We start from the raw sequence: 23,057 nt of genomic DNA, 5'->3' as shown, positions 1-23,057 counted from the left end.
CCTTCCGGACGATATCGGCCTTTGGCACGTTGCGGTATTTCAGGCCGAAGGCGACATTGTCGAAGACGTTCTTGTGCGGGAATAGCGCGTAACTCTGGAAGACCAGGCCGATGTTGCGCTTGTAAATCGGAATGTCGTCGACCCTGCGCCCGCCGATCGAGATCTCGCCGCTGGAAATGTCGACAAGCCCGGCAATAGAACGCAGGATCGTGGTCTTGCCGCAACCGGACGGGCCCAGCAGTGTGACGAAGCTTCCCTTGCGCATGGCCAGCGAAAAATCGCGCACCGCGACGAACTTGCCGTAGGCGATTTCGATATTGCTGAATTTGACCGCCGGCTCCTCGCCGTTGACGGCCAAGTCCGGCGCCATCCCGGCCGATCCAGGCCGGGATGGCTGCAAGGTTCGCGAGTTGTCAGGCACCTTTCGAAATCCTGTCCCACTGCTTGGTCCAGGCGTCTTCGTTGTTCGCCCAGTAGACCGGATCGGCGAATGTCAACGACTTCATCGAGCCTGTCGGATCGAAGGCCGGAAGTGCCGCAATCTTGTCCGTGAGCTTGACCTTGGTCGGATCGAGGGACGGAGGATAGCTCTGGCCTTCGGCCACGGCGATGGCGGTCGCCGGATCGAGCATGAAGTTGACCAGTTCCTCGCACTCGGCCATCGGCGAGCCCTTGAGGATCAGCATGTCCTCCATCCAGGCGTAGGAGCCTGCCGGGTCGAGATAGCCGATCGGATGGTTCTGTTGTTGCAGTGCCGCGACACGGCCCGACCATGCATCGGTCACCACGATCTCGCCCTTGGAAAGCAGATCCATCAGCTCCGCGCCGGAACTCCAGAACTTCTTGGCAAGGTCGCGCGTCTCGCGAACCTTGGCCCATATGGCATCCATGTCCTTGATGTTGTTGGGGTCTTGCTTGGTATCGAGCGCCGCGTACCAGACCCGCGTGGTCATATCGGCATAGCCGCCGATCTTGCCGGCGTATTTCTTGTCGGCAAGCAGTCCGGCGCCCTTCTCCTTCGCTTCCTCCGGCGAAATCACGGTGGTGTTGTAGGCAATGCCGGTGGTGCCGTAATCGTAGGGCACGGCCGACAGTTTCGGCGTCAGCTTGCGGAACGGTTCGATCATCGGCTGAAGCACATTCGCCATGTTGGGAATGTTGGCCTCGTTGATCTCCGAAACCATGCCGGCGTTCACGTATTTGATGTAATAGTTGACGCCGGACGAGTGGACGACCTGAAAGTCGCCCGACTTCGATGTCTTTATCTTGGTGATGATCTCGTTCTCGTCGCCGAACGTCCCCTGCACGACGCCGACGCCCGTCTTGGCCGTGTAGGGCTTGAAGGCATATTTATCGATCGCTTCCTGCACCGTGCCCCCCCAGCCGTCGAAGCGGATTTCCTTGGCGGCGGCGAGCGCCCGCCCCATCCACGGCATCGACAGGCCCGCGGATGTCGCGGCGGCGGCCGTCAGCGTGAGGAAAGTTCGGCGGCTGAGGTCGCCGTTGACATACCCCTCATGCAGCCTTTCAAGCCGCCTGGTGTTCGACATTTTCATTGTCATTCCTCCTTGGTTTGTTGCGTCTTCTCAATCGGGTGAAGCCCTGCAGGATGAGCCCGCCGATCAGCGGAATGCCGACCGTCACCAGGATCATGACCGTGCCGAGCGCGTTGATCTCAGGGCTTATCGAAATCTTCAGCATCGACAGTATCTGGGTCGGCATCGTTTCGACGCCGGCCGGGCGCCAGAACAGGCTTGCCGACGTGTTGTCGAACGAGATGGTGAAGGCGAGCAGTGCGCCGGCGACCACCGCCGGGATGAGCAGCGGCAGGGTGATCTCGCGGAACGATGCCGAGCGCGAGGCGCCGAGCGAAAGCGCTGCTTCCTCATAGACGCGCCGGATGCCGACCATGCGCGCCTGGACGATCAGCACGACATAGGGCATGGCAAGAAGAATGTGCCCAAGCACCAGCAGAAGCAGCGTTCGCGGTTGGTCGACTGCCTTGATCAGCACCAGCAGGCCGACGCCGAGAATGGTTTCCGGCACCAGCGCCGGCAGGATCACCAGCGTGCTCAGCGTCTGTTTGCCGGGGAACTCGAACCGTACCAGCGCGAAGGCGGTCACGACGCCCAGGGCCGTGGTGACGAGCGCGGTTACCAGCGCGATCCATAGCGAGGTCCGGAATGCCGCAAGAACCTGTTCGTTTTCGAGCAATTTGCCGTACCACTGCAGGCTGAAACCTGTCATCGGGAAGCCGCCGAACATCGACGAATTGAACGACAGCACGATGGTTGCGATGATCGGCGCGAACATGAAGATATAGACGCATAGCGTGACGAAACCGGTTAGCCGCCAGGCCGATCTGCCTTCCTTGTCGCGATGCGCCGCGCTCATCCGGACAGCCCTTTGACGATCTGGGACATGCCCATGTAGCGGGTGTAGACAGCCGCGAAACAGCCCAGCACGACGAACAGGACAATGGAGAGCGTTGCACCCATCGGCCAGTTCAATTGCCCCATGATGGTGTCGTAGATCAGGTTGCCGAACAGCGCATCACGACCAGAGCCGAGCAATTGCGGCGTCACGTAGCTGCCGGCCGCCAGCACGAAGCAGAGCAGCAGACCGGCGCCCAGGCCGGGCAGCGAAAGCGGCAGCGTGACCTCGCGAAACGCCTGCGCGCTGGTGCAGCCCATCGAGCGGGCCGCGGCTATCAGCGTTCGGTCGATGCTTTCAAGGCTGACATAGACATTGAGGATCATGTAGGGCAGCAGGAAGTGCAGCAGGCCCATGATGACCGCGCCCTCGGTGTAGAGCATCTGCAAAGGCTCGTGGATCAGACCAAGCTGGAGCAGCGTGACGTTGATGATCCCCTGTTCGCCCAGGATATGGATCCACGAGAATGTGCGGATGGTGAAGCTGATCCAGAACGGCACGATGAGCAAAAGCAGCAAAAGCCATTTGTGCTTGAAGGTCGTTGCCCAGATGAAATACGCCGGAAAATAGCCGAGAACCCCACAGATGAGCGCGGTGACGGCACCCACTCGCAGCGTCTTGAACAGAAAGCCGTGGTAATAGCTGTCGGTGAAGAATTCCTGCCAGTTCGCCAGTGTCAGCGTGGTCGCCTCAACCCCGGCCGTGACGAAGGTGAAGAAGGTGTAGACCGCCATCACGGCGATCGGAAGCACCAGGAAAAAGACCAGCAGCAGCAGCACCGGCGCGACCAGCGTCCATGCCAGCCGCGAATCGTACAATGTCCATCCCTTGGTCATGCGCACTCATGTGCCCGCGCCGTCTTTTGCGGCGCTGTTGTTCCCGCAACCAAGATTGGGTGATCGGAGCGTCGATGTCTACAGGCTGGAGACAGATTCTGCCGGGTCCCCTGCACGGGCAACGGCACGGCACACGACGGTTCAGTTCCAACGCTGGCCTAGCGCGGTCTTAGGCGGCCGCATCAAGCCCCTTCGCCGGCACGTAGTTGAGGATCGGGCCGAGCCAGCGTTCGATCTCGGCCAACGGCATGGCCTTGCGCCGCGCGTAGTCCTCGACCTGGTCGCGTTCGACCTTGGCGACGCCGAAATAATAGCTTTCGGGATGCGACAGATAGATGCCGGACACGGATGAGCCCGGCCACATCGCAAAACTCTCGGTCAGACTGACGCCAGCATTGCGCTCGCCGTCGAGCAAGCGAAACAGCGTCGCCTTCTCGGTGTGGTCGGGTTGCGCCGGATAGCCGGGCGCCGGGCGGATGCCGCGATAGGGCTCGCCGATCAGGTCGTCAGGAGCCAGGTTCTCGTCGGGTGCATAACCCCAGAACTCCTTGCGCACCTTTTCGTGCATGCGCTCGGCGAAGGCTTCGGCAAAGCGATCGGCCAGCGCCTTGACCATGATCGAGGAATAATCGTCGTTGGCCCGCTCGAAACGCTCGGCGATCGCCACTTCCTCGATGCCGGCGGTGACGATGAAGCCGCCGAGATAGTCGGCCTTGCCGCTGTCGGCGGGTGCGACGAAATCCGACAGCGCGACATTGGCCTTGCCGTCGCGCTTGGCCAGTTGCTGGCGCAGCGTGAAGAAGGTCGCCAGTTCCTGCAAGCGCTTATCGTCCGTGAACAGCCTGATGTCGTCGCCGACGGCGTTGGCCGGCCAGAAGCCGATCACACCCTTCGGCGCGAACCATTTTTCCGCGATGACCTTCTTCAGCATCGCCTGCGCATCCTCGAACAGCTGGCGTGCCGCCGGCCCTTGAGCCTCGTCCTCGAGGATCTTGGGATAGCGGCCCTTCAACTCCCAGGTCTGGAAGAACGGCGTCCAGTCGATATAGCGCGCGAGTTCTGCCAGATCCCAGCCTTCGAAGACTTTGACGCCGAGGAAGGACGGCTTCGGCGGCTCGTAGGCCGACCAGTCGACCTTGTGCGCGTTGGCCCGCGCCCTGGCCAGCGGCAGGCGCTGCTTGTCGGCTTCTGAGCGCGCATGCGCATCGGCAACCTTCCTGTATTCGGCGCGGACGTTGTCGACATAGCCGCCCTTGGCCTCGTTCGACAGCAGCGCCGACACCACGCCGACCGCGCGGCTGGCATCGGCGACATAGACCGTCTGGCCGCTGGTGTAGCGTGGGTGGATCTTGACCGCCGTATGCACGCGGCTGGTGGTCGCGCCGCCGATCAGGAGCGGAATGTCAAAACCTTCGCGTTCCATCTCGGCGGCCATATGCGCCATCTCGTCGAGCGACGGCGTGATCAGGCCGGACAGGCCGATGATATCGACCTGCTGCTCGCGCGCCGTCTGCAGGATCTTCGCCGCCGGCACCATGACGCCGAGATCGATGATCTCGTAATTGTTGCAGGCCAGAACCACGCCGACAATGTTCTTGCCGATGTCGTGGACATCGCCCTTCACCGTCGCCATCAGGATCTTGCCGGCGGTCTGGCGCTCGCCATTGTCGACGCCGTTGGCGGCGTTGGCCAGCTTCTCGGCCTCCATATACGGCAGCAGCCCGGCCACCGCCTGTTTCATGACGCGGGCGGACTTCACCACTTGCGGCAGGAACATTTTTCCCGCGCCGAACAGGTCGCCCACGACATTCATGCCCGCCATCAGCGGGCCTTCGATGACATGCAGCGGCCTTTCGGCCGCACGCCGCGCTTCGTCCGTGTCAGCGTCGATGAATTCGGTGATGCCGTTGACCAGCGCGTGCGAAATACGCTGCTCGACCGGCCAGTCGCGCCAGGCGAGATCACGCTCCCGCGCTTCCTTGCCGGCCGTGCCCTTGAAGCGTTCGGCGAGTTCCAGCATACGTTCGGTCGCCGTGCCGCCGCCCTTCGGCTCGCGGTTGTTAACGACATCCTCGCAGGCTTCGCGCAGTTCCGGATCGATCGTGTCGTAGACGGCAAGCTGCCCGGCATTGACGATGCCCATGTCCATGCCCGCCTGGATGGCATGGTAGAGGAACACGGCGTGCATGGCCTCGCGCACCGGCTCGTTGCCGCGGAACGAGAAGGACAGGTTCGACACGCCGCCCGAAATATGGACATGCGGCAGCGTCGTGGTGATCTGCCTAGCTGCCTCGATGAAGTCGACGCCGTAATTGTTGTGCTCTTCGATGCCGGTGGCGATGGCAAAGACGTTCGGATCGAAAACGATGTCCTCGGGCGGGAAACCGGCCTGCTCGGTCAACAGCTTGTAGGCGCGGGTGCAGATTTCGACCTTGCGCGCTTTGGTGTCGGCCTGGCCGTCCTCGTCGAAGGCCATGACGACCACGGCCGCGCCATAGGCTCGCACCAGCCTGGCGTGATGCAGGAACGCCTCCTCGCCCTCCTTCATCGAGATAGAGTTGACCAGCGGCTTGCCCTGCACGCATTTCAGGCCGGCCTCGATGATCTCCCATTTGGAACTATCGATCATCACCGGGACGCGCGCGATATCAGGCTCGGCCGCGATCAGGTTGAGGTACTCGACCATCGCCTTCTTCGAATCGATCAGGCCCTCGTCCATGTTGATGTCGATGATCTGGGCGCCGTTGGCGACCTGGTCGCGGGCAACATCGAGCGCGGTGACATAGTCGCCCGCCGTGATCAGCTTCCTGAATTTCGCCGAGCCCGTAACATTGGTGCGCTCGCCGACATTGACGAATGGAATCTCGTCGGTCAGCGTGAACGGCTCCAACCCGGACAGGCGCATCCTGGGTTCAATGTCGGGAACAGCGCGCGGCGGATGTTTCTTCACCGCCGCCGCGATGGCGCGGATGTGGTCGGGCGTCGAGCCGCAGCAGCCGCCGACGATGTTGACCAGGCCCTCGCGGGCGAAACCCTCGATCTGCGCGGCCATGAATTCCGGACTCTCGTCATATTGGCCGAATTCATTGGGCAGGCCGGCATTCGGATAGGCGCAGACAAAGGTGTCGGCGACGCCTGATATTTCGGCCAGGTGCGCGCGCATGGCGTTGGCGCCCAGTGCGCAATTCAGCCCGATCGTGAACGGGCTGGCATGGCGCACCGAATGCCAGAAAGCCGTCGGCGTCTGACCAGAGAGCGTACGGCCGGACAGGTCGGTGATGGTGCCGGAGACCATCACCGGCAGGTGGACGTCCTTCTCGATGAAGATCTCGTTGCACGCGAAGATCGCCGCCTTGGCGTTCAGCGTGTCAAAGATGGTCTCGATCAGGATGATGTCGGCGCCGCCGTCGATGAGACCGCGCAGCTGCTCGCCATAGGCAAGGCGCAATTCGTCGAAGGTCACGGCGCGGTAGCCGGGATTGTTGACATCCGGCGACATCGAGGCGGTGCGGTTGGTTGGCCCCAGCGCGCCGGCGACGAAGCGGCGTTTGCCGTCCTCCTGCTCGGCCCGCAACGCTGCCCTGCGCACCAGCCGCGCGCCGTCGCGGTTCAGCGCGTAGACCGCATCCTCCATGCCGTAATCGGCTTGAGCGATGGCGGTCGAGGAGAAGGTGTTGGTCTCGAGGATGTCCGCCCCTGATATGGCGTACTGATAGTGAATCTCCTCGATCGCTCTGGACTGCGTCAGGATCAGCAGGTCGTTGTTGCCCTGCTGGTGGCAGGCGCAATCGGTGAATTTGTCGCCACGGAAGTGGTTCTCGTCGAAGCCTAGGCCCTGGATCTGCGTGCCCATGGCGCCGTCGAGGATGAGGATGCGTTCGCGCGCCGCCGCCGTCAGCGCCGCCAGCACTTCCGAACCGTCGGGCTTTGCCGCGACGGGGCCGAACAAATCGTCCAGCGGTGAAGGGTTTTGCGACATTTTCCATCCTCAAGGCGACAGTCGCGTTTAAGTCACATAAAGACATCTTTATGTCAATATACGCCTTTTGTTTGCCTCTGTCACGCATCTCGAGCGCAAACTGCTGCTCGGCAACCGCAAGGCCGACAAGCATGATCGGTGAGCGTCAAGGAACAGCCTGTTGAAGGATGTCCGGCGATTGCCCGACTGACATACGCTCGATGATCGTTGTCGGCATGACGATCCTTTCGGGCGGTCTGTCATCCCCCTTCAGGCGGCGCACCAGAAGCTCGGCGACGCATTTGCCGAGTGCGTAGACCGGTTGGTCGACGACGGTGATGGGCGGCGTTGTCACGCTGGTCCAATCGGCGTCGTGGAAGGTGATCAGCGAGATGTCCTGCGGAATACGCAGGCCGCATTCCCGGATGGCCTTGAACACCTCCAGCGCCACGACGCTGTCGGATGCAAGGATCGCTGTCGGCCGCTCGGGGTGATCGAGAAGCGCATGCGTCACCGCCGGCGATCTGTCGGAGCGTCCGGCTCCAAAATGGATGTTGCGCTCGGCTCCCTCTATGCCGGCTTCCCGGCAGGCGTCGAGAAAACCCAAAATGCGCTCACGCACGCTGGACGTGTTGATCCTCGACTCGTTGCCGCAGAAATCTCCCGACAGTTCCGCAGCGGTTAGATAGCCGATCCTGGTATGGCCGGCTCGTGTCAGGATGCGGGTTGCGCGCAGGGCGGCATCACGGTCATCGACGGTGACCGTATCGACATCGAGATCCGGCAGCGCCCGGTCAAGAAGCGCCAGGGGACAGCCGGACTGGGCAACCTCCACAAGATGCGCGATCTCTCCCGATTGGGCCGGCGTGACGATCAGACCATCAACCTGCTTTGCCATGAGGACGCGTATCGCACTCTTTTCCGCTTCGACCTGCTCGCCCGAATTGGCCAGGATGACATTGATGCCCGATAGACGCGCCGCGTCGCTTATGCCGCGCACCGCCAGCGAGAAGAACGGATTTTCGATGTCGCCGACGACCACACCGATGCTGCCGGAACGTCCGGTCGTCATGCTGCGCGCCAGCTCGTTCGGACGATAGTCGAGCGCCTTCGCAGCCTCGAGCACGGCGGCGCGCACGGTCTTGCTCACCCTACCATAGCCACCCAGGACACGCGCTGCCGTCGCTTTCGAGACCTTCGCCTGGCGGGCGACGTCGCTGACTGTGATGGAAGGAGCCTTGGGCGGACGTTTCATTGTGGAAAATCGCTTCTCAATTCGTTGACGGATGGTCCGTCTGGTGATTACAAATGTCAAGAGACCGGTCTCAATCCTATTTGAGACCGGTCTCATAACCAAAAAGAGCGCCAAAGGCGCCCCTGTCGAGCCGTAGCGAAAATTGGCGCGTGTCCGTTGTGAAAGCTTTCAGCGCTCCGCGGACCGATCTTCAGAGTGGAGAACAACAATGAGCATCAGCCTTCTAACATCGAGCCCGCGGCAACGCATCGGCTCCATCATCTTCGCCATCGCGCTGGCTGCCCTGTCCTTGCCCAAGGCATGGGCCGCCGGCGACAATCCCTACAATCTGATCGATGCCAAGACCATCAGCGTCGGCACGATGGGCGACGCCAAGCCGTATGCCTTCGCGACCACGGAGGGGAAATTCACCGGCTTCGACATCGAATTCTTCCTCAACGTCGTGAGCCGGATGGGCTTCAAGGCGGATCAGGTCACCTTCACCGGCCAGGAGTTCTCGGCACTCATGCCCTCGGTTGCCAATGAACGCTTCGATGTCGCGGTTGCCGCCATCGGCACCACGGCGGAGCGGAAGAAAAACGTCGATTTCTCCGATGGCTATCTGGCCGGATATCTGTCGGTGCTGACGGCAGACGCCAAGATCACCAGCGCCGAAGGGCTGGCCGGTAAGCGCCTCGGGGTCGTCCAAGGCACGCTGCAGGAGATCTATGCCGCGAAAAGCTTCAAGAATACGGACCTGGTAAAATTCCCGGACAATAACTCCGCCATCGCAGCGCTCAACAATGGCACGGTCGACGCACACTTCCTCGATTACGAGGCGGCGAAACAATATGGCGAGCGCTATCCGGCCTTGAAGATAGCGATGAACATTCCCTCCTTCGACGCGCCAGCCGGCTTTGTCATCCGCAAGGGCAACGATGCATTCCGTGAAGCGCTCAACAAGGGCATTCACGAGGCGATGGAAGACGGCACCTGGAGGGATCTGTACCAGAAATGGTTCCCTGGATCGCCGATGCCGGAGCAGTACCTTCCCAAGAAGAACTGATCTGCAAGAGGCCGCTGGCGCTCGTGCCGGCGGCCCCTAAGACGCGACGCGCGTTGGGTCTTTGTCTTCAGGCATGTCGAGATCGCGCGACCGGCGGAGCCGTCGTCGTCGCCGGACAGGTTGGCAAATGAATTGGCTTGAGAATCTTCAGCGCAGCTTTTTCGACTGGGAGGCGATGGCATCGGTCTTGCCAACCATGCTCGCCGTCGGGTTGAAAAATACGCTTATCCTGGCGGCGTCCTCGACCGTGATCGGCGTTCTCCTCGGCATGGTCCTTGCTGTGATGGGCATATCGCGCTCCGCCTGGCTGCGGATTCCGGCGCGGGTCTACACCGACATCTTCCGCGGACTGCCCGCCATCCTTACCATCCTGCTGATCGGCCAGGGGTTCGCGCGCATTGGCCGGGACATCTTTGGCCCCTCCCCATATCCCCTTGGCATCCTCGCGCTCAGTCTCATCGCCAGCGCCTATATTGGCGAAATCTTTCGCTCGGGCATCCAGAGTGTCGAAACCGGCCAAATGGAAGCGTGCCGCGCTCTCAGCATGAGCTATGGCCAAGGCATGCGGCTGATCGTGATCCCGCAGGGTGTGCGCCGCGTGCTTCCTGCCCTGGTCAATCAATTCATCGGCAATGTGAAGGATTCCAGTCTCGTCTACTTTCTCGGCCTGCTTGCCTCCGAACGCGAGATTTTCCGGATCGGACAGGATCAGGCAGTTGTCACCGGCAACCTGTCGCCTCTGCTGCTGGCTGGCATATTCTACCTGATCATCACGGTGCCGTTGACCCATGTGGTCAATCACATCGACAATGGTTTGCGGCTCGGCAAGCAGAAGCCTGGCGGCGTCGTCAGCGGCCTCGTAGAGGTCGGTGAACTGGAGAGCGGCGAAGCCTCGGCGTCGCCCGACGGGAGTGTCGCACCGCCAGCTTTCAAGGCTGGCAGCCTGGACGTTCGCGATCTCGACATGGCCTATGGCGAGTTACAGGTCCTTAAGCAGATCAGACTCAAAGTCGAGCCGGGGACGGTCACCTGCATCATCGGGCCGTCGGGTTCGGGAAAATCGACGCTGCTGCGCTGCCTCAACCGGCTGGTCGAGCCGAAGGCGGGCGACGTGCTGCTCGACGGCGAGAGCATCCTTGCGATGAGACCGGAGAGACTGCGCCGGCGCGTCGGCATGGTCTTTCAGCATTTCAACCTGTTCCCGAATCATACGGCGCTCGAGAATGTCATGCTCGCCCTCACCAGGATCAAGGGCATGGCGAAAAGCCAGGCCAGGCGCCAGGCGGAAGCACGCCTTGCCGAAGTGGGGCTTGCCGCGCGAAAGGACTACCGGCCCAGCCGCCTTTCCGGTGGCCAGCAGCAGCGCGTGGCGATTGCCCGCGCACTGGCGATGGACCCCGAGGTCATCCTCTTCGACGAGGTGACAAGCGCGCTCGATCCCGAACTCGTCAAGGGCGTCCTCAATCTCATGGCCGATCTCGGTCGGCGCGGCATGACGATGATCGTGGTCACTCATGAGATGGCCTTTGCCCGCAAGGTCGCGGATCAGGTCGCCTTCATGGATGAGGGCCGCATCGTCGAAGTCGGCCCGCCGGCGGACATATTCGACAGACCGAAGAGCCCACGGCTCAAGCAATTCCTCGCCGAGGTTCTATGACAATGCCGCCGCGAGCGAGTCGGCCCTGCGTACGCACCGAAACCAATCTCCTGATCATTGAAAGTTGAATTCCATGACTCATAGCTCCGCCCACAAAGTTGTTGTCATCGGTGGCGGCATCTTCGGCGTATCCTCGGCCGTCCATCTCGCCCGCCTCGGCGTTGAGACGACGATCGTCAACGACGGACCGGTCGCCAATGGCGCCTCATCGCGCTCGCTTGCCTGGCTCAATTCCGCACGCAAGCGCTCGGCCGCGTATCACAAGCTGCGCATGCTGGGCCTCGACCGTTACAGGAGGCTTGCGGCCGGAACCGACTGCGGCGCATGGTTGCGCTTTGACGGTGGCCTTACCTGGGACGGCGACGATGCCTCCAACCAGATTCCCGAGATATTCCGCCATGAGCAGGCGATCGGCTATGAGACCCGGTTGCTGGCGCCCGGCGATATCGCCGCCGTCACTCCGGGCGTCGACGCAAGAGCCGTTTCGCCTCAGGGCGCGATCTTCAACGCCGGGGAAGGCTGGGTCGATTTGCCCTCGCTTATCGGCTCGCTGCTGGAGGAATTTCTCGCGCTCGGCGGCCGTGTCATCACCGATGCCGGCGGCGCGGATGTCACTCTTGCCAATGGCCGGGTCAGCGGTGTGAAGACCGCCTCCGGCCAGGCCATTGCTGCCGATTCAGTCGTGGTTGCGACAGGCCCGGCGGTGCCGAGCATGGCGGCGAAAGCGGGCAAGCGCGTAGGCGACGGCACGACCCGTGCGCTACTCGTTGTCACCAAACCGATCCAGCACCCGCTTCGAGCTGTACTGAACACGCCACGCGTCGCCATCCGGCCGACGCCGGACGGCGCCTTCGCGCTCGACTCGGCCTGGTCAGAGGACGAAGTCATTGTGCGCGATGACGGCACCTTCGAGGCAAAGCCGTCGACAATTGCAGGACTGCTCGATGAAGCCTCAAAAGTGCTGGATGGAAATCCGACGCTCGTCCTGAAGAGCTATCACACCGGGCTAAAGCCAATTCCGGCGGACGGAGAGCCGGTGATCGGCCAATTGACCGGCATTCCGGGTTATCACGTCATCTTCAGCCATAGCGGTGCGACGCTCGGCCTGGTCGCGGGAGAGTTGCTGGCCGAAGAAATCGTCACCGGCACGCCCGACCCGATGCTCGCAACGTTCCGGCCCGGAAGGTTCGACGGCTGATTGGGAGCAGGCGGCCTGCCGCTAGGCCGCTGAAGCCGTTCCGCCTGCCCCTGCCTGCCTACCCCACCCACTTCTCGTAGTCGGATACGAGCAGGTGCAGCGGTGCGACATCCTCGTCGATGTCCGCGAAGCGGCCGATCGGTTCGCGAAAGACATTGTCGGTGAGATCGTCGTTGACGGTCGAAACCTCGCCGATCAGCACATCCTTGCCCTCGGCCCAGAAGGCGTGCCAGACGCCCGGCAGAAGCGTGACGCTCTGGCCGGGGTCGAGCTTCAGGAGCCCGCCCGCCGGCAGCCTGTGGATGGTTCCGTCGACAGGCACCGAAACCTCGGCCTTCGGATCGATGCCGCCATCGCGATCGTGCATGAACAGTTCCAGCACCAGCTTGCCGCCGCCACGATTGATGATGTCTTCGGCCTTGATGTTGTGGCGGTGCATTGGCGACAGCTGATCCTTGCGCGAGATCATGATCTTCTCGGCATAGAGCATGCCCATGCCCCTCTTCATGTCCTCGTAGCGACCGTTGCGAACGGTGAACAGGAAGAGGCCGAGTTCGCTGAACTTGCCCTGGCCGTAATCGGTGATGTCCCAGCCGAGCCGGGAGGAGAAGATTGCCGACGAATCCTGCCGGCGCGCCTTCATGTCTTCCGGCGACCAATAGGCGAAGGGCGGCATGATGTAGCCGAACGAGCGAATGAAGGTGTCGGCATCGCGGATGATGTCGTTGACGGTGGAGCGTTTCATGGTCGTGATCCCTTCTTCAGGCGGCGCCTATAGCGCATAACCGAACACCGATCCGGTGTCGACGTAAACTCCATGCTGGCCTCATGACATCCGGACCGATCAAGGCCATAAGTCCAGTCAAATTCCCAGGGTGACAATCCATGCGCAGCATAGACGACCTCGATACGCCCGCGATCCTGATCGACGCCGCCCGCGCCGAAGCCAATATCGCGCGGGCGCAAGCCCATGCGGACCGCCATGGGCTGAAGCTCAGGCCGCATATCAAGACGCACAAGCTGCCCTATTGGGCCAAGAAGCAGGTCGCGGCCGGCGCGGTCGGCATCACCTGCCAGAAGATCGGCGAAGCCGAGGTGATGGCCGATGCCGGGCTGACCGACATCTTCTTACCCTACAACATTCTCGGCCGCGCCAAGCTGGAACGGCTCAAGGCACTGCATGGCCGTGTCACCCTGTCGGTGACGTTGGACAGCGGGGAGACGCTCGACGGACTTGCCGCCACCTTCACCGATGCCGGGCACCGGTTGCAGGTGCTGGTGGAATGCGACACCGGCATGGGCCGCTGCGGGGTGCAGTCGCCTGACGAGGCGGTGGCGTTGGCCCGAGAGATCGCCGGGGCCAAGGGGCTCGTCTTCGGCGGGCTGATGACCTATCCGGCAGCCGGCCGCGCCACGGAGGCTGAAACCTGGCTTGCCGGCGCACGCGACGCGCTTGCGGCCTCCGGCCTTGCCTGCGAACGCATTTCCAGCGGCGGCACACCGGATATGTGGCGCTCGGGCGAGGACAGCATCGTCACCGAATACAGGCCGGGCACATACATCTATCTCGACCGCTACCAGGTCGCCAAAGGCGTCGGCAGCCTCGACGATTGCGCGCTGACGGTGCTGTCGACGGTGGTCAGCCATCCGACACCGGCGCGCGCCATCCTCGACGCCGGCAGCAAGGCGCTCTCCAGCGACACGCTGGGGCTTGCCGATTTCGGCGAATTGCTGGGTATTCCCGACGCCAGGGTGACAGGGCTGAGCGAAGAGCATGGCAATGTGACGCTTTCAGGCGAGACAGAACTTCGCATCGGCGAGCGCGTACGCGTCGTGCCCGACCATTGCTGTGTGGTGACGAACCTATTCGACGAGGTGCATCTGGTCGACGGCGACAAGGTGCTTGAAACGCTGCCGGTAACAGCGCGCGGCCGGATGGGGTGAGCTTGGCGTTGTTCGGACCGAACGACCGTCTGGCTCAGGGTTGGACGAGCGGACCCAGCGCAACCCTCAATGGGTCAAGCGCATCGCCGTATAGTCTCCAGCGCTCGACCGAGGACGAATAGATCGGCTGGCGCACCTGCCAGCGGCTTGGCGTTCGCACCGTGCGCTCGGTTTCGTGGAAACGCAGACACGCATCGTCCCATTCGACGCCGAGAAATTCGATCAACCCACGAGCGCGAGTTTCGAAATCGGCCACGGTTTCTTCGTAGGGCATGTCGTGGATGGCCAGCGGAACGACCTTGGCCCAATGGCGCATCAGGCGATCATATTGCCGATAATACTGCCCAAGCTTGGTCAGATCGGCATTGTAGCCGTGGGCATCGGAGAAATTATGCATGAAACAGGACGTGCAATTGTCCATCGGGTCACGCCGACAGTGGACGATGCGGGCATTCGGTAAAATGAGGCTGATGAAGGCCAGCAGCTCGAAATTATGCGGCATCTTGTCGACGACACGCGCCGCCTTGCCATTGCGCTTGTTGAGATGGTCGAGATATTTCGAGCCAAGTTCCCTCGCCTTCGTCGGCGTGAGCGCCGCCATGGCCTTGGCGAAAATCGCCGGATCAAGCTGGTCGAATCCGAGTTCGCCGGCCAATGAACGGATGATGGGCAATTCGCCGGCGCCATGGATATCGTGATGGCTGGCGCATATCTGCTCGGTCAGCGTCGTTCCTGAACGTGGCATGCCGACGATGAAGACCGGCCGTTCGGACGGATTGCCGAATTTTGGCCGCGCTTCGAAAAAGGCGGCGTCGAAAGTCTCGATGAAACTGTCATAGAGCCGCGTGTGCAGGGCAATGTCGAAATCATTGCCGGAGATTGCCTTGGCCCTGGCGAAATGGTGGATGGCCGGGCGATACTCGTGCTGGTCGTTGAGGATTTTTCCGGCGGCGTGATGCAGGTAAACCCGCTCGCGATCGGTGGTCATCGGCAATTCAAGGCGGGCTTGCACCAAGGCCAGGGTGGGATCGCCCTTGACGGCCCGACGTGCGAGCGCCAACCCGGACAGCGCCTCGACATTCGCCTTGTCAATGGCGATGGCGTGGCCAAAGCATTCGACCGCTTCGGCTTGCCGGCCCATGTCGGTGAGCAGGTCGCCCAGACCGACCAGCGCCTTCAGCGATTGGCCGTCGACCGCCAGCGCGCGGCGATAGAAACCTTCGGCGATGTCGCCCTCGAGTTGGCTCCGGTAGGATTTGCCGAGATTGCACAGGGCCTCGACAAGCCGGCCGTCGAGCTCGATCGCTTTTCTCAGGTGCTTGCGCGCCAGGTCGATGTTGCCGGTCAGGTTGTAGGCGTTGCCGAGGTTGTTGCGGAAAATGGCGTTGCCCGGTTCAAGCTTGACCGCGCTCTTCATAAAGTCGATGGCCGTCTCAATTTGTTGGGCCTCGATCGCCAGCGTGCCCATCAGATTGAGCGCCATGGCGTTTTTGGGCTGCCGGCGAAGCACGGTCTGGTAGCAGAACTCGGCTTCGCGAAACCGCTTGCGGCGCTGCAGGTCGATACCGCGCTGCAACGTCTGCGGCACCGGCTCGCCGGCGGGCGGGAGAAAGTCCTGGACCATGGCCGGAAGACCGACAGGCTGCCGGCGTGGCAAGAGCGGCATCCTTCACCCCCAATCGCCGGACATCACGGCAATCAGCGTGAACCAATCAGAATTTGAATGTAACGCCAAGCTGCAGATTGTGGGAATTCAACTTGCCGTTCGAGAATTCGGCAGCGCTGTCGCGGGAAGAATCGAAGTCGACGGCAGAGACGGCCTTGAACCTGTAGCCGAAATCGAGGTCGATATTCTGCGCCAGCGCGTAGGTGACGCCGGCTCCCGCCTGGCCGGCAAAACCCCACCCACCAGATCCGTATCCATACTCATGACCACCCCAAGTCGTGTCGGCGGTTACATAGGCGGCGCCGATGCCGCCGCCGACGTAGATCTTGGCATCTCCAAACTGAGCAACGTCCGCCCAGACGTTGGCGAGCAGATAGGTAGCGGACAAATCGCCGTCAGCCGGATACCCATGAAAGATACCCTCGTCATATGTATTCGCCTTGTAGCGTGCATAAGACAGTTCGCCTTCGACGCGGAACATATCGTTGATCCGCATGCCGACCGCGCCGCCGACCACGAAGCCGGTGTCGAAGTCCATCGAAAAGTCTTGGTTATAATAGTCGGAATGCGTTTTCACGTCACTGGGGAAGCTGGCGCCACCAAACAGCGTGACGTACCAGAGATTCTGAGCCGCCGGAACTTCGACCGCCGCAGCGTCTGCGGCATTGGCTGAGCTCCAGCCAAGCGTCAAGGCCATTACGGAGACACCAGCGAGCAGACGCAATTTCATCGGCAAAATCCCCCACGGCAATTAACAGGCAAACATAATGCATCACTTCTGGTGCATGGCTTAACTGTCAACAGTGAAAACGAGTGCCGAGTCGAAGTTATGGAGATCGCTGTTGCAGCATTGCAACATGCCTGCGTCGGCTGGTCACGGATAATGTTGATGGCAGGATATGTGGCTGTCGGACAAACCAGAGTGAAATGACGACCAAGTCAGCGCCCTCTAATGGCGCTTGTCGGCGTGCCGGGCCGCGACACGGCGCATGGAAATGACGCGGCGGCGTCGGATTTCGGTTCGCATCGCCATCAAATGCAGCGCGAAGAACAGCACGGTGAAGCCTAGCGCCATCACCAGCAGCGGCCTCAGCATGGACGGGTCGATGGTCGAGCCGCCCATGCGGAACACCGAAGCCGGCTGATGCAGCGTGTTCCACCAGTCGACCGAGAATTTGATGATCGGGATGTTGATGAAGCCGACCAGGGTGATGATGGCGGCGGCCCAGGCGGCGCGGCTTGCGTCGTCGAGCGCCCGGGTCAGCGCAATGATACCGAGATACATCAGGAACAGAACGAAGACAGAGGTCAGCCGCGCGTCCCACACCCACCAGGTGCCCCACATCGGCTTGCCCCAGATCGAACCCGTGATCAGGGCAAGCGCCGTAAAGACGGCGCCGATCGGTGCGGCGGACTTCAGCGCGACGTCGGCCAGCGGATGGCGCCACACCAGCGTGCCAAGTGCGGACACCGCCATCAGCGTGTAGCACATCATGGCCAGCCAGGCGAAAGGCACGTGGATATACATGATGCGCACGGTGATGCCCTGCTGGAAATCCTCCGGCGCCGTGAAGCTCATGTAAAGCCCCAGAGCAAGGAGCAGTGCGGCAACGATCGCCAGCCACGGCACCAGCCTGTCGGCCAGCCCGACGAAGCGCGTCGGGTTGGCCAGATCCATCCAGCCGGCAAGGCGTGAAGTCGTGTCGCTCATGCGGCCCTACATAGACCGGCCGGGCGCCTGCGGCAATCGAATGGTGGTCGCAGCCATTCTTTCCTTCTCCCCTTGCGGGAGAAGGGACAGCCGTGCAGGCTCAGGCGGCCTCGCCCGTCACGGTGCGGCTGAGGCGACGGACCTCCTCGTCATTGAGCAGGCCGCCGGCGCGCAGCAGGCTGGCAAAGCGGCCGTTGCGCATCGACAGTTCGGCGAAGCCGCCCATTTCGACCACCTTGCCCTTGTCCATGAACACGACCAGATCGGCGTCGCGAACGGTGGTCAGGCGGTGGGCGATAATGAAGGTGGTGCGGTCGCGCCGGAGCTCGTCGATGGCCTCCTTGACGCGGTCTTCCGTCTCGACATCGAGGGCGCTGGTCGCTTCGTCGAGCACCAGAATGGGCGCGTCCTTCAGCACGGCGCGGGCGATGGCGATACGCTGACGCTCGCCGCCCGAAAGCTGGCCGCCACGTTCGCCGACAAGCGTGTCATAGCCCTCGCTCTTCGACAGGATGAAATCCTGCGCGGCGGCGGCGTAGGCGGCGGCATGAACCTCGTCATAGGTCGCGTCGGCTCGGCCGACGCGGATGTTGTCCTCGATCGAGCGGTTGAGCAGACCGGCATCCTGGAACACGGTGGCGATCGAGTGACGCAGCGACCTGCGGGTCACCGAGCGGATGTCGATGCCGTCGATCAGGATGCGACCGCTGGCCGGGGTGAACACACGCTGCAGAAGGTTGATGAGCGTGGTCTTGCCCGCGCCCGTCGGACCGACGATGGCGACAGTCTGGCCGGCCTGGACCTCGAACGACACGTCGTCGACGCCCTGTCCGGAATTCGCGAATTCGAAGCCGACATTCTCGAAGCGCACATGGCCGGTGACGCTGCCCAGCTCGCGCAAGCCTTCCGGTTCCGCCGCATCGGCGGCCGAATCTTCCAGCCGGTAGAACTCCTCCAGCTTCGCCCTCGCCTCGGAAATCTGGTTGGCGAAAGCCGACATCTGGTCGAGACGGGCGATCAGCAGGGTGGCAAAGCCGGTAAAGGCGATGACGTCGCCAATGCGCAGCTGGCCATGCGTCACCAGATAAGCGCCGATCAGGAGCACGACCATCATCGAGATGGTCGATGACAGGCGGTGCAGCGCATTGGCCAGCGCCCACCAGTCGAGCACCGGGTTCTGGGCATCGAGCAGGTTCTTGACATAGCGCTTCAGCGCGTCGGTTTCGTGGCCGATGCGGTTGTAGCTCTGCAGCACGGCGACATTGTTGACCGTGTCGGTCACATGCGCGAACACCTTGTGGTAGTGCCGCTCGACGGCTGCCTGGCCTGCCTTGGTGCGCCGCATCACCAGCCGGCCGATGCCGACGTAAAGCACGCCGAGCGCAAGCAGGACCATCGACATGCGGACATCCATGCTCAGCGCCGTGGGCACGAGCAGGACCAGGGCGACCGCGGTGGACAGATGCTGCCGCATGAATTCGAGCCAGAGGCTGAACAGCGTTTCGACAGCGCGCAGCAAGGTGTGCAGCGAATTCGACGTGCCGCGCTGATGGTGCCAGGCAAGCGGCATGGTGATCACGCGTTCAAAAGACTCGCAAAGGACCTCGCTGCGCCGGGCATGGGCAAAGCGGTCGGCACCGCGCGCCACCAGCACGAACGCAATGATGTTGAAGGCGCCAAGGCCGGCCCACAGCCCGAGCGTCGAAAAGACCGAGCCGCGGTCCGAGATGGCGTCGATCACCCGTCCGAACATGATCGGCTCGAGGATCGCGATGATGGCGAGAGCAACGTTGGCGCCGCAGATCAACGACACGCGTTTCTTGTCGGCCGCGAGATAACCGAGCGCTCTCCAGTAGATTTGCAGAAGGGACACTTCAGCTACTCCGCCAAACTATTATTGTGCACTGCATCATTTCCAGAGTCGTACCGGTTGATGCGTCGCAAAACAATGCTCCTGTACCGCGTCAGTTCCCATTTCGCGAACAAAACATAGCGACGGTACGAAATCTGCCGTGATCACCTAACGGTTTGAGATAAAAGGTGAAATGTCAGCCTTGCGGCAAAATCATGGCAGCAGCCGGGCACTGCCACTATTTTAATCAGCGGAAGTTTGGGTACCTGGCGCTGGCAGACTTCGCCAGGGGCCCACGCAAATAAACGCAATGGCTTGTCGCGTGTCCCGGAAGACACCCGACTATGACTTCAAGCCATTGATTTTACGCGGGCATCCTGACGACCACCTCTGTCTTTTCGCCGACTTTCGGCTCGAAGGCAGAAGACTTCGTCTTGGTTCCGTTGACTTCGAGCGAGATGGATTTGGCCTTTTTGTCGCGGACGACCCGAACTTTGACTTCGGCATCCAGCATCTTCAGCGTTGCCGAGTAGCCGTCCCAATGGCTGGGCAGCTTCGGCCGGAACGTGATCTGCTTGCCGCGCCGCTCTATGCCAAGGATGCCTTCGACCGCGGCTCGATAAAGCCAGCCGGCCGAACCGGTATACCAGGTCCAGCCGCCGCGGCCGCCCTTGCCCTCGCCGGCGTAAACGTCCGCAGCCACGACATAGGGCTCGACGCGATAATGCTCTGAAGAGGCCTCATCAAGCGCGTGGTTGACCGGATTGAGCATCGAAAAACAGCGGTAGGCGTCATCGGTGCGCCCCATTTCAGCGAGCGCGATGACAAACCATGTGGCCGCATGAGTGTACTGGCCGCCGTTTTCACGGACACCCGGCGGATAGCTCTTGATGTAGCCTGGGTCCTTCTCTGTCCGGGAGAAGGGCGGAGTGAACAGCTTGACGATCTTGAGTTCGTCGTCGACGAGCATCTTCATCGCCTGCTGCATCGCCGTGGTCGAGCGCGCCGGATCACCCTCGCCCGACAGCACGCTCCATGACTGCGCGATCGAGTCGATCTTGCACTCCTCGGAATTGCGAGACCCGAGCGGCGTGCCGTCGTCGAAGCTGCCGCGACGATACCATTCCCCGTCCCAGGCCGTGCTTTCCAGTGCCCGCTTCAGCGCACCGGCATGCTTCGTCCAGGCCTGCGCACGTTTGGTGTCGCCTTGCGCCTTGGCAACGGGAGCAAAGTCGCCCAGCGTCTTTAGCAGGAACCAGCCCAGCCAGACGCTCTCGCCCTTGCCGTGCTCGCCGACGCGGTTCATGCCGTCGTTCCAGTCGCCGCCGAGGATCAGCGGCAGCCCGGCCGGGCTGCTGCGCTTGACGGCAAGATCAAGCGCTCGCGCGCAATGGTCATAGAGCGAAGCGGTCTTCTTCGAAATCTCCGGGGTGAAGAAGGCATCGTGCTCGCCCTCGCCCAGCACCTGTCCGTCGATGAAGGGCAGTTGCTCCCCAAGGATTGCACTGTCGCCGGTCACCAAGAGATAGCGTGCCGTGGCATGGGCGAGCCAGACTACGTCGTCGGAGATCATGGTGCGGACGCCTGCATCGGTGCGCGGCAGCCACCAGTGCTGCACGTCGCCTTCGGGGAATTGCCGCCGCGCCGCATTGAGGATCTGGTCGCGCGCCAGTTTCGGGTCGTGGGCCAGCAGCGCCAGCGTGTCCTGCAATTGGTCGCGGAAGCCGAAGGCGCCACTCGCCTGGTAGAAGGCCGAGCGGGCGCGGATGCGGCAGGCAAGGCTCTGGTAGGGCAGCCAGTGGTTGACCATGGCGTCGAGCGCCTTGTCCGGCGTCTCGACCTGTATGGTGTCGAGAAAGCCCCGCCAAACGCGCTCGTTGTCGGCCAGCCGCTGATCGAAATCCTGGCCGCGATGATGCTGGACCAAGCGGCTGGCCTCCTCGGCGGAGGCCGCATCGCCGAGCAGCCAGACGAGCGTCACGTCGCCGCCGGCAGGGATGTCGACGTCGCGCGCGATTGCGGCACACGGATCGTCGCCGGCCTCGATGCGGCCCGACAGGGCAGCGCCGGTCAGCACCGCATGCGGAAACTCGCTGCTGCCGTGCCTGCCCAGGAACTCCGTGCGGTCGGCCGTCACGGACTGAGCCGCGCCGTCGGCGGCCAGGAAGGCGACCCGCTCGCTGAAGTCAAGCCCGTAGGGGTTTTGCGCCAGCAATGCGCCGGTCGCGGAGTCCCTGGACGGAACGATGGTCGCCGCCGTGCGCGAGCGATGGCTGCCAAGAACCCATTCCGCATAGGCATAGACGCGCAGCCGCGCCGGCACCGAGCCCGAATTTTGGATGCGCAGCCTCGAGATCCTCACCGGATCGACCGGGTCCACCACATGGGTAAGGTCCATCGACAGCGGTCCACGCTTCGAACGGAAGGTCGAAAAACCCTGCCCGTGCCATGTTTCGTAGGTCATGGCCGGATCGCGCACCACAGCGGCGAGCGGCGAGAAAGCCTTGCCGCTGGCATGATCGTAGACATAGATGCCCTCGCCCGGCCGGTTGGAGACCGGGTCGTTCGACCATGGCGTCAGCTGATAATCGCGGCTGTTGCGGCTCCAACTAAAGGCGGCGCCCTCAGCGGAAACATGGAAGCCGAACGACGCGTTGGAGACGACGTTGATCCAGGGCTGCGGCGTCGTACGCCGTCCGGCAAGACGCGTGACGTAGTGGCGTCCGTCGCCGTCAAAGCCGCCAAAACCGTTCCAGAGACTCAGCCCGCTGCCGTCTGCGCTGCTTTCGATCAAAGACTGGGCCGCCAATGACTGGGCGCTGATCGGCGCTGGCAAGGACGGTTCGCGAGGCGCCATGGCGCCACCCGGCTGCAAGACATCGCGCGCCTGAAGTGCGGCAGCCTCGGCGCGCTCGATCTGGTCGAAGATGGTGCCGTTGCGCGTATGCAGCACGATGCGCGCTGCCGCGAGCAGCGTCTTGTAGGTCGCTTCGTCCATCAGGTCGCGACGCACCGCGAAAATATGCTGGCGCGGTCCCAGCTCCTTGCCGCGCAAGCGGCTGTTTTCGCACAATGTCTCGACAGCCCGCTGCAGGTCCTGCACGTAGGACGAGGCCTGTTCGTTGACGACGACGAAATCGATCATCATGCCGCGGGCGCGCATATATTCCTGGAAGCGGAGCGCCTGAGCGACGATCTCCAGATCGGCGACATCGCCGATCCTGACCAGGAAGATCGGAAAATCGCCGGATATGCTGGTCGGCCACAGGTTGGATTGCTTGCCGAGCCCGGAGGCGATGGATTCCGCGGGAAGGCGCAGGAATGGATCGGGGTAGATCAGATAGCGCGCCAGCTTCTGCACATTGGCGGCATCGGTCAGGCTTAGGCCGAGGTGGCGGGTCTGTACCTGGCTGCGGGTCCAGGCGAGCATCGCCTGGCGGGCGAAGCTTTCCGGATGATCGAGGCGCGCAATGGCTTCGTCGAGTTCGGTCCGGTTGGCGCC

At 62.4% G+C, this 23,057-nt stretch carries 16 protein-coding genes; 4 read left to right on the top strand and 12 right to left on the bottom strand.

Annotation, left to right across the window (positions count from 1 at the left end; translation table 11 throughout):
* From CN311_RS24020 to CN311_RS23995, 6 genes are all read right to left on the bottom strand, one after another.
* The coding region (locus CN311_RS24020; protein ID WP_133117248.1) for an ABC transporter ATP-binding protein at nt 1-370 on the bottom strand (370 nt) is incomplete at its 3' end.
* Nucleotides 371-413: 43 nt separating this feature from the next.
* Nucleotides 414-1,556: an extracellular solute-binding protein gene (locus CN311_RS24015; RefSeq protein ID WP_097576168.1), complete on the bottom strand. Its 1,143-nt coding sequence runs from the start codon at nt 1,554-1,556 to the stop codon at nt 414-416.
* Nucleotides 1,528-2,394, bottom strand: a complete 867-nt coding sequence (locus CN311_RS24010) for an ABC transporter permease (protein ID WP_097576167.1) — start codon at nt 2,392-2,394, stop codon at nt 1,528-1,530. The genes CN311_RS24015 and CN311_RS24010 overlap by 29 nt, the downstream gene beginning before the upstream one ends.
* Nucleotides 2,391-3,269: an ABC transporter permease gene (locus tag CN311_RS24005; protein WP_097576166.1), complete on the bottom strand. Its 879-nt coding sequence runs from the start codon at nt 3,267-3,269 to the stop codon at nt 2,391-2,393. The genes CN311_RS24010 and CN311_RS24005 overlap by 4 nt, the downstream gene beginning before the upstream one ends.
* A gap of 169 nt (nt 3,270-3,438) precedes the next feature.
* On the bottom strand, nt 3,439-7,248 hold the full coding sequence (gene metH / locus CN311_RS24000) for a methionine synthase (protein ID WP_097576165.1): 3,810 nt from the start codon (nt 7,246-7,248) through the stop codon (nt 3,439-3,441).
* 145 nt (nt 7,249-7,393) lie between these two features.
* Nucleotides 7,394-8,482, bottom strand: coding sequence for a LacI family DNA-binding transcriptional regulator (locus CN311_RS23995; protein WP_097576164.1), 1,089 nt, complete (start codon nt 8,480-8,482; stop codon nt 7,394-7,396).
* Nucleotides 8,483-8,690: 208 nt separating this feature from the next.
* Here CN311_RS23995 and CN311_RS23990 point away from each other — a divergent pair, with 208 nt between their 5' ends.
* The 3 genes from CN311_RS23990 to CN311_RS23980 all read left to right on the top strand — a co-directional run bounded on the left by CN311_RS23990 (nt 8,691) and on the right by CN311_RS23980 (nt 12,382).
* Nucleotides 8,691-9,527, top strand: a complete 837-nt coding sequence (locus tag CN311_RS23990) for an ABC transporter substrate-binding protein (RefSeq protein ID WP_097576163.1) — start codon at nt 8,691-8,693, stop codon at nt 9,525-9,527.
* Between the two features lie 127 nt (nt 9,528-9,654).
* Nucleotides 9,655-11,184, top strand: coding sequence for an amino acid ABC transporter permease/ATP-binding protein (locus CN311_RS33690; protein ID WP_097576162.1), 1,530 nt, complete (start codon nt 9,655-9,657; stop codon nt 11,182-11,184).
* 73 nt (nt 11,185-11,257) lie between these two features.
* Complete coding sequence (locus CN311_RS23980; RefSeq protein ID WP_097576161.1) at nt 11,258-12,382, top strand: NAD(P)/FAD-dependent oxidoreductase; 1,125 nt, start codon at nt 11,258-11,260, stop codon at nt 12,380-12,382.
* Nucleotides 12,383-12,440: 58 nt separating this feature from the next.
* Here CN311_RS23980 and CN311_RS23975 read toward each other — a convergent pair whose 3' ends face one another.
* A complete protein-coding gene (locus CN311_RS23975) occupies nt 12,441-13,127 on the bottom strand; it encodes a D-lyxose/D-mannose family sugar isomerase (protein ID WP_097576160.1) in 687 nt (228 codons plus the stop codon).
* 140 nt (nt 13,128-13,267) lie between these two features.
* On the opposite strand from CN311_RS23975, the gene CN311_RS23970 reads away from it, so the two are divergent.
* Nucleotides 13,268-14,326, top strand: coding sequence for a D-TA family PLP-dependent enzyme (locus CN311_RS23970; protein WP_097576159.1), 1,059 nt, complete (start codon nt 13,268-13,270; stop codon nt 14,324-14,326).
* A 34-nt stretch (nt 14,327-14,360) separates the two neighbouring features.
* On the opposite strand, the gene CN311_RS23965 is transcribed toward CN311_RS23970, so the two are convergent.
* From CN311_RS23965 to CN311_RS23945, 5 genes are all read right to left on the bottom strand, one after another.
* Nucleotides 14,361-15,992: a tetratricopeptide repeat-containing sulfotransferase family protein gene (locus CN311_RS23965; RefSeq protein WP_097576158.1), complete on the bottom strand. Its 1,632-nt coding sequence runs from the start codon at nt 15,990-15,992 to the stop codon at nt 14,361-14,363.
* Nucleotides 15,993-16,038: 46 nt separating this feature from the next.
* The gene (locus CN311_RS23960) at nt 16,039-16,722 is read right to left on the bottom strand and encodes an outer membrane protein (protein WP_097576157.1); all 684 of its coding nucleotides are present in this window, start codon (nt 16,720-16,722) and stop codon (nt 16,039-16,041) included.
* Nucleotides 16,723-16,941: 219 nt separating this feature from the next.
* The gene (locus CN311_RS23955) at nt 16,942-17,703 is read right to left on the bottom strand and encodes a heme ABC transporter permease (RefSeq protein ID WP_097576156.1); all 762 of its coding nucleotides are present in this window, start codon (nt 17,701-17,703) and stop codon (nt 16,942-16,944) included.
* A 100-nt stretch (nt 17,704-17,803) separates the two neighbouring features.
* Nucleotides 17,804-19,576, bottom strand: coding sequence for a glucan ABC transporter ATP-binding protein/ permease (locus tag CN311_RS23950; RefSeq protein ID WP_097576155.1), 1,773 nt, complete (start codon nt 19,574-19,576; stop codon nt 17,804-17,806).
* Between the two features lie 343 nt (nt 19,577-19,919).
* Nucleotides 19,920-23,057: glycoside hydrolase family 94 protein (locus CN311_RS23945; protein ID WP_425351093.1), on the bottom strand; the 3,138-nt coding region annotated here is incomplete at its 5' end.

The organism is Mesorhizobium sanjuanii, from assembly GCF_002529485.1.
Lineage (GTDB): Bacteria > Pseudomonadota > Alphaproteobacteria > Rhizobiales > Rhizobiaceae > Mesorhizobium > Mesorhizobium sanjuanii.
The sequence above is the reverse complement of the archived record's forward strand: the minus strand, read 5'-3'. Positions and strand labels throughout refer to the sequence as shown.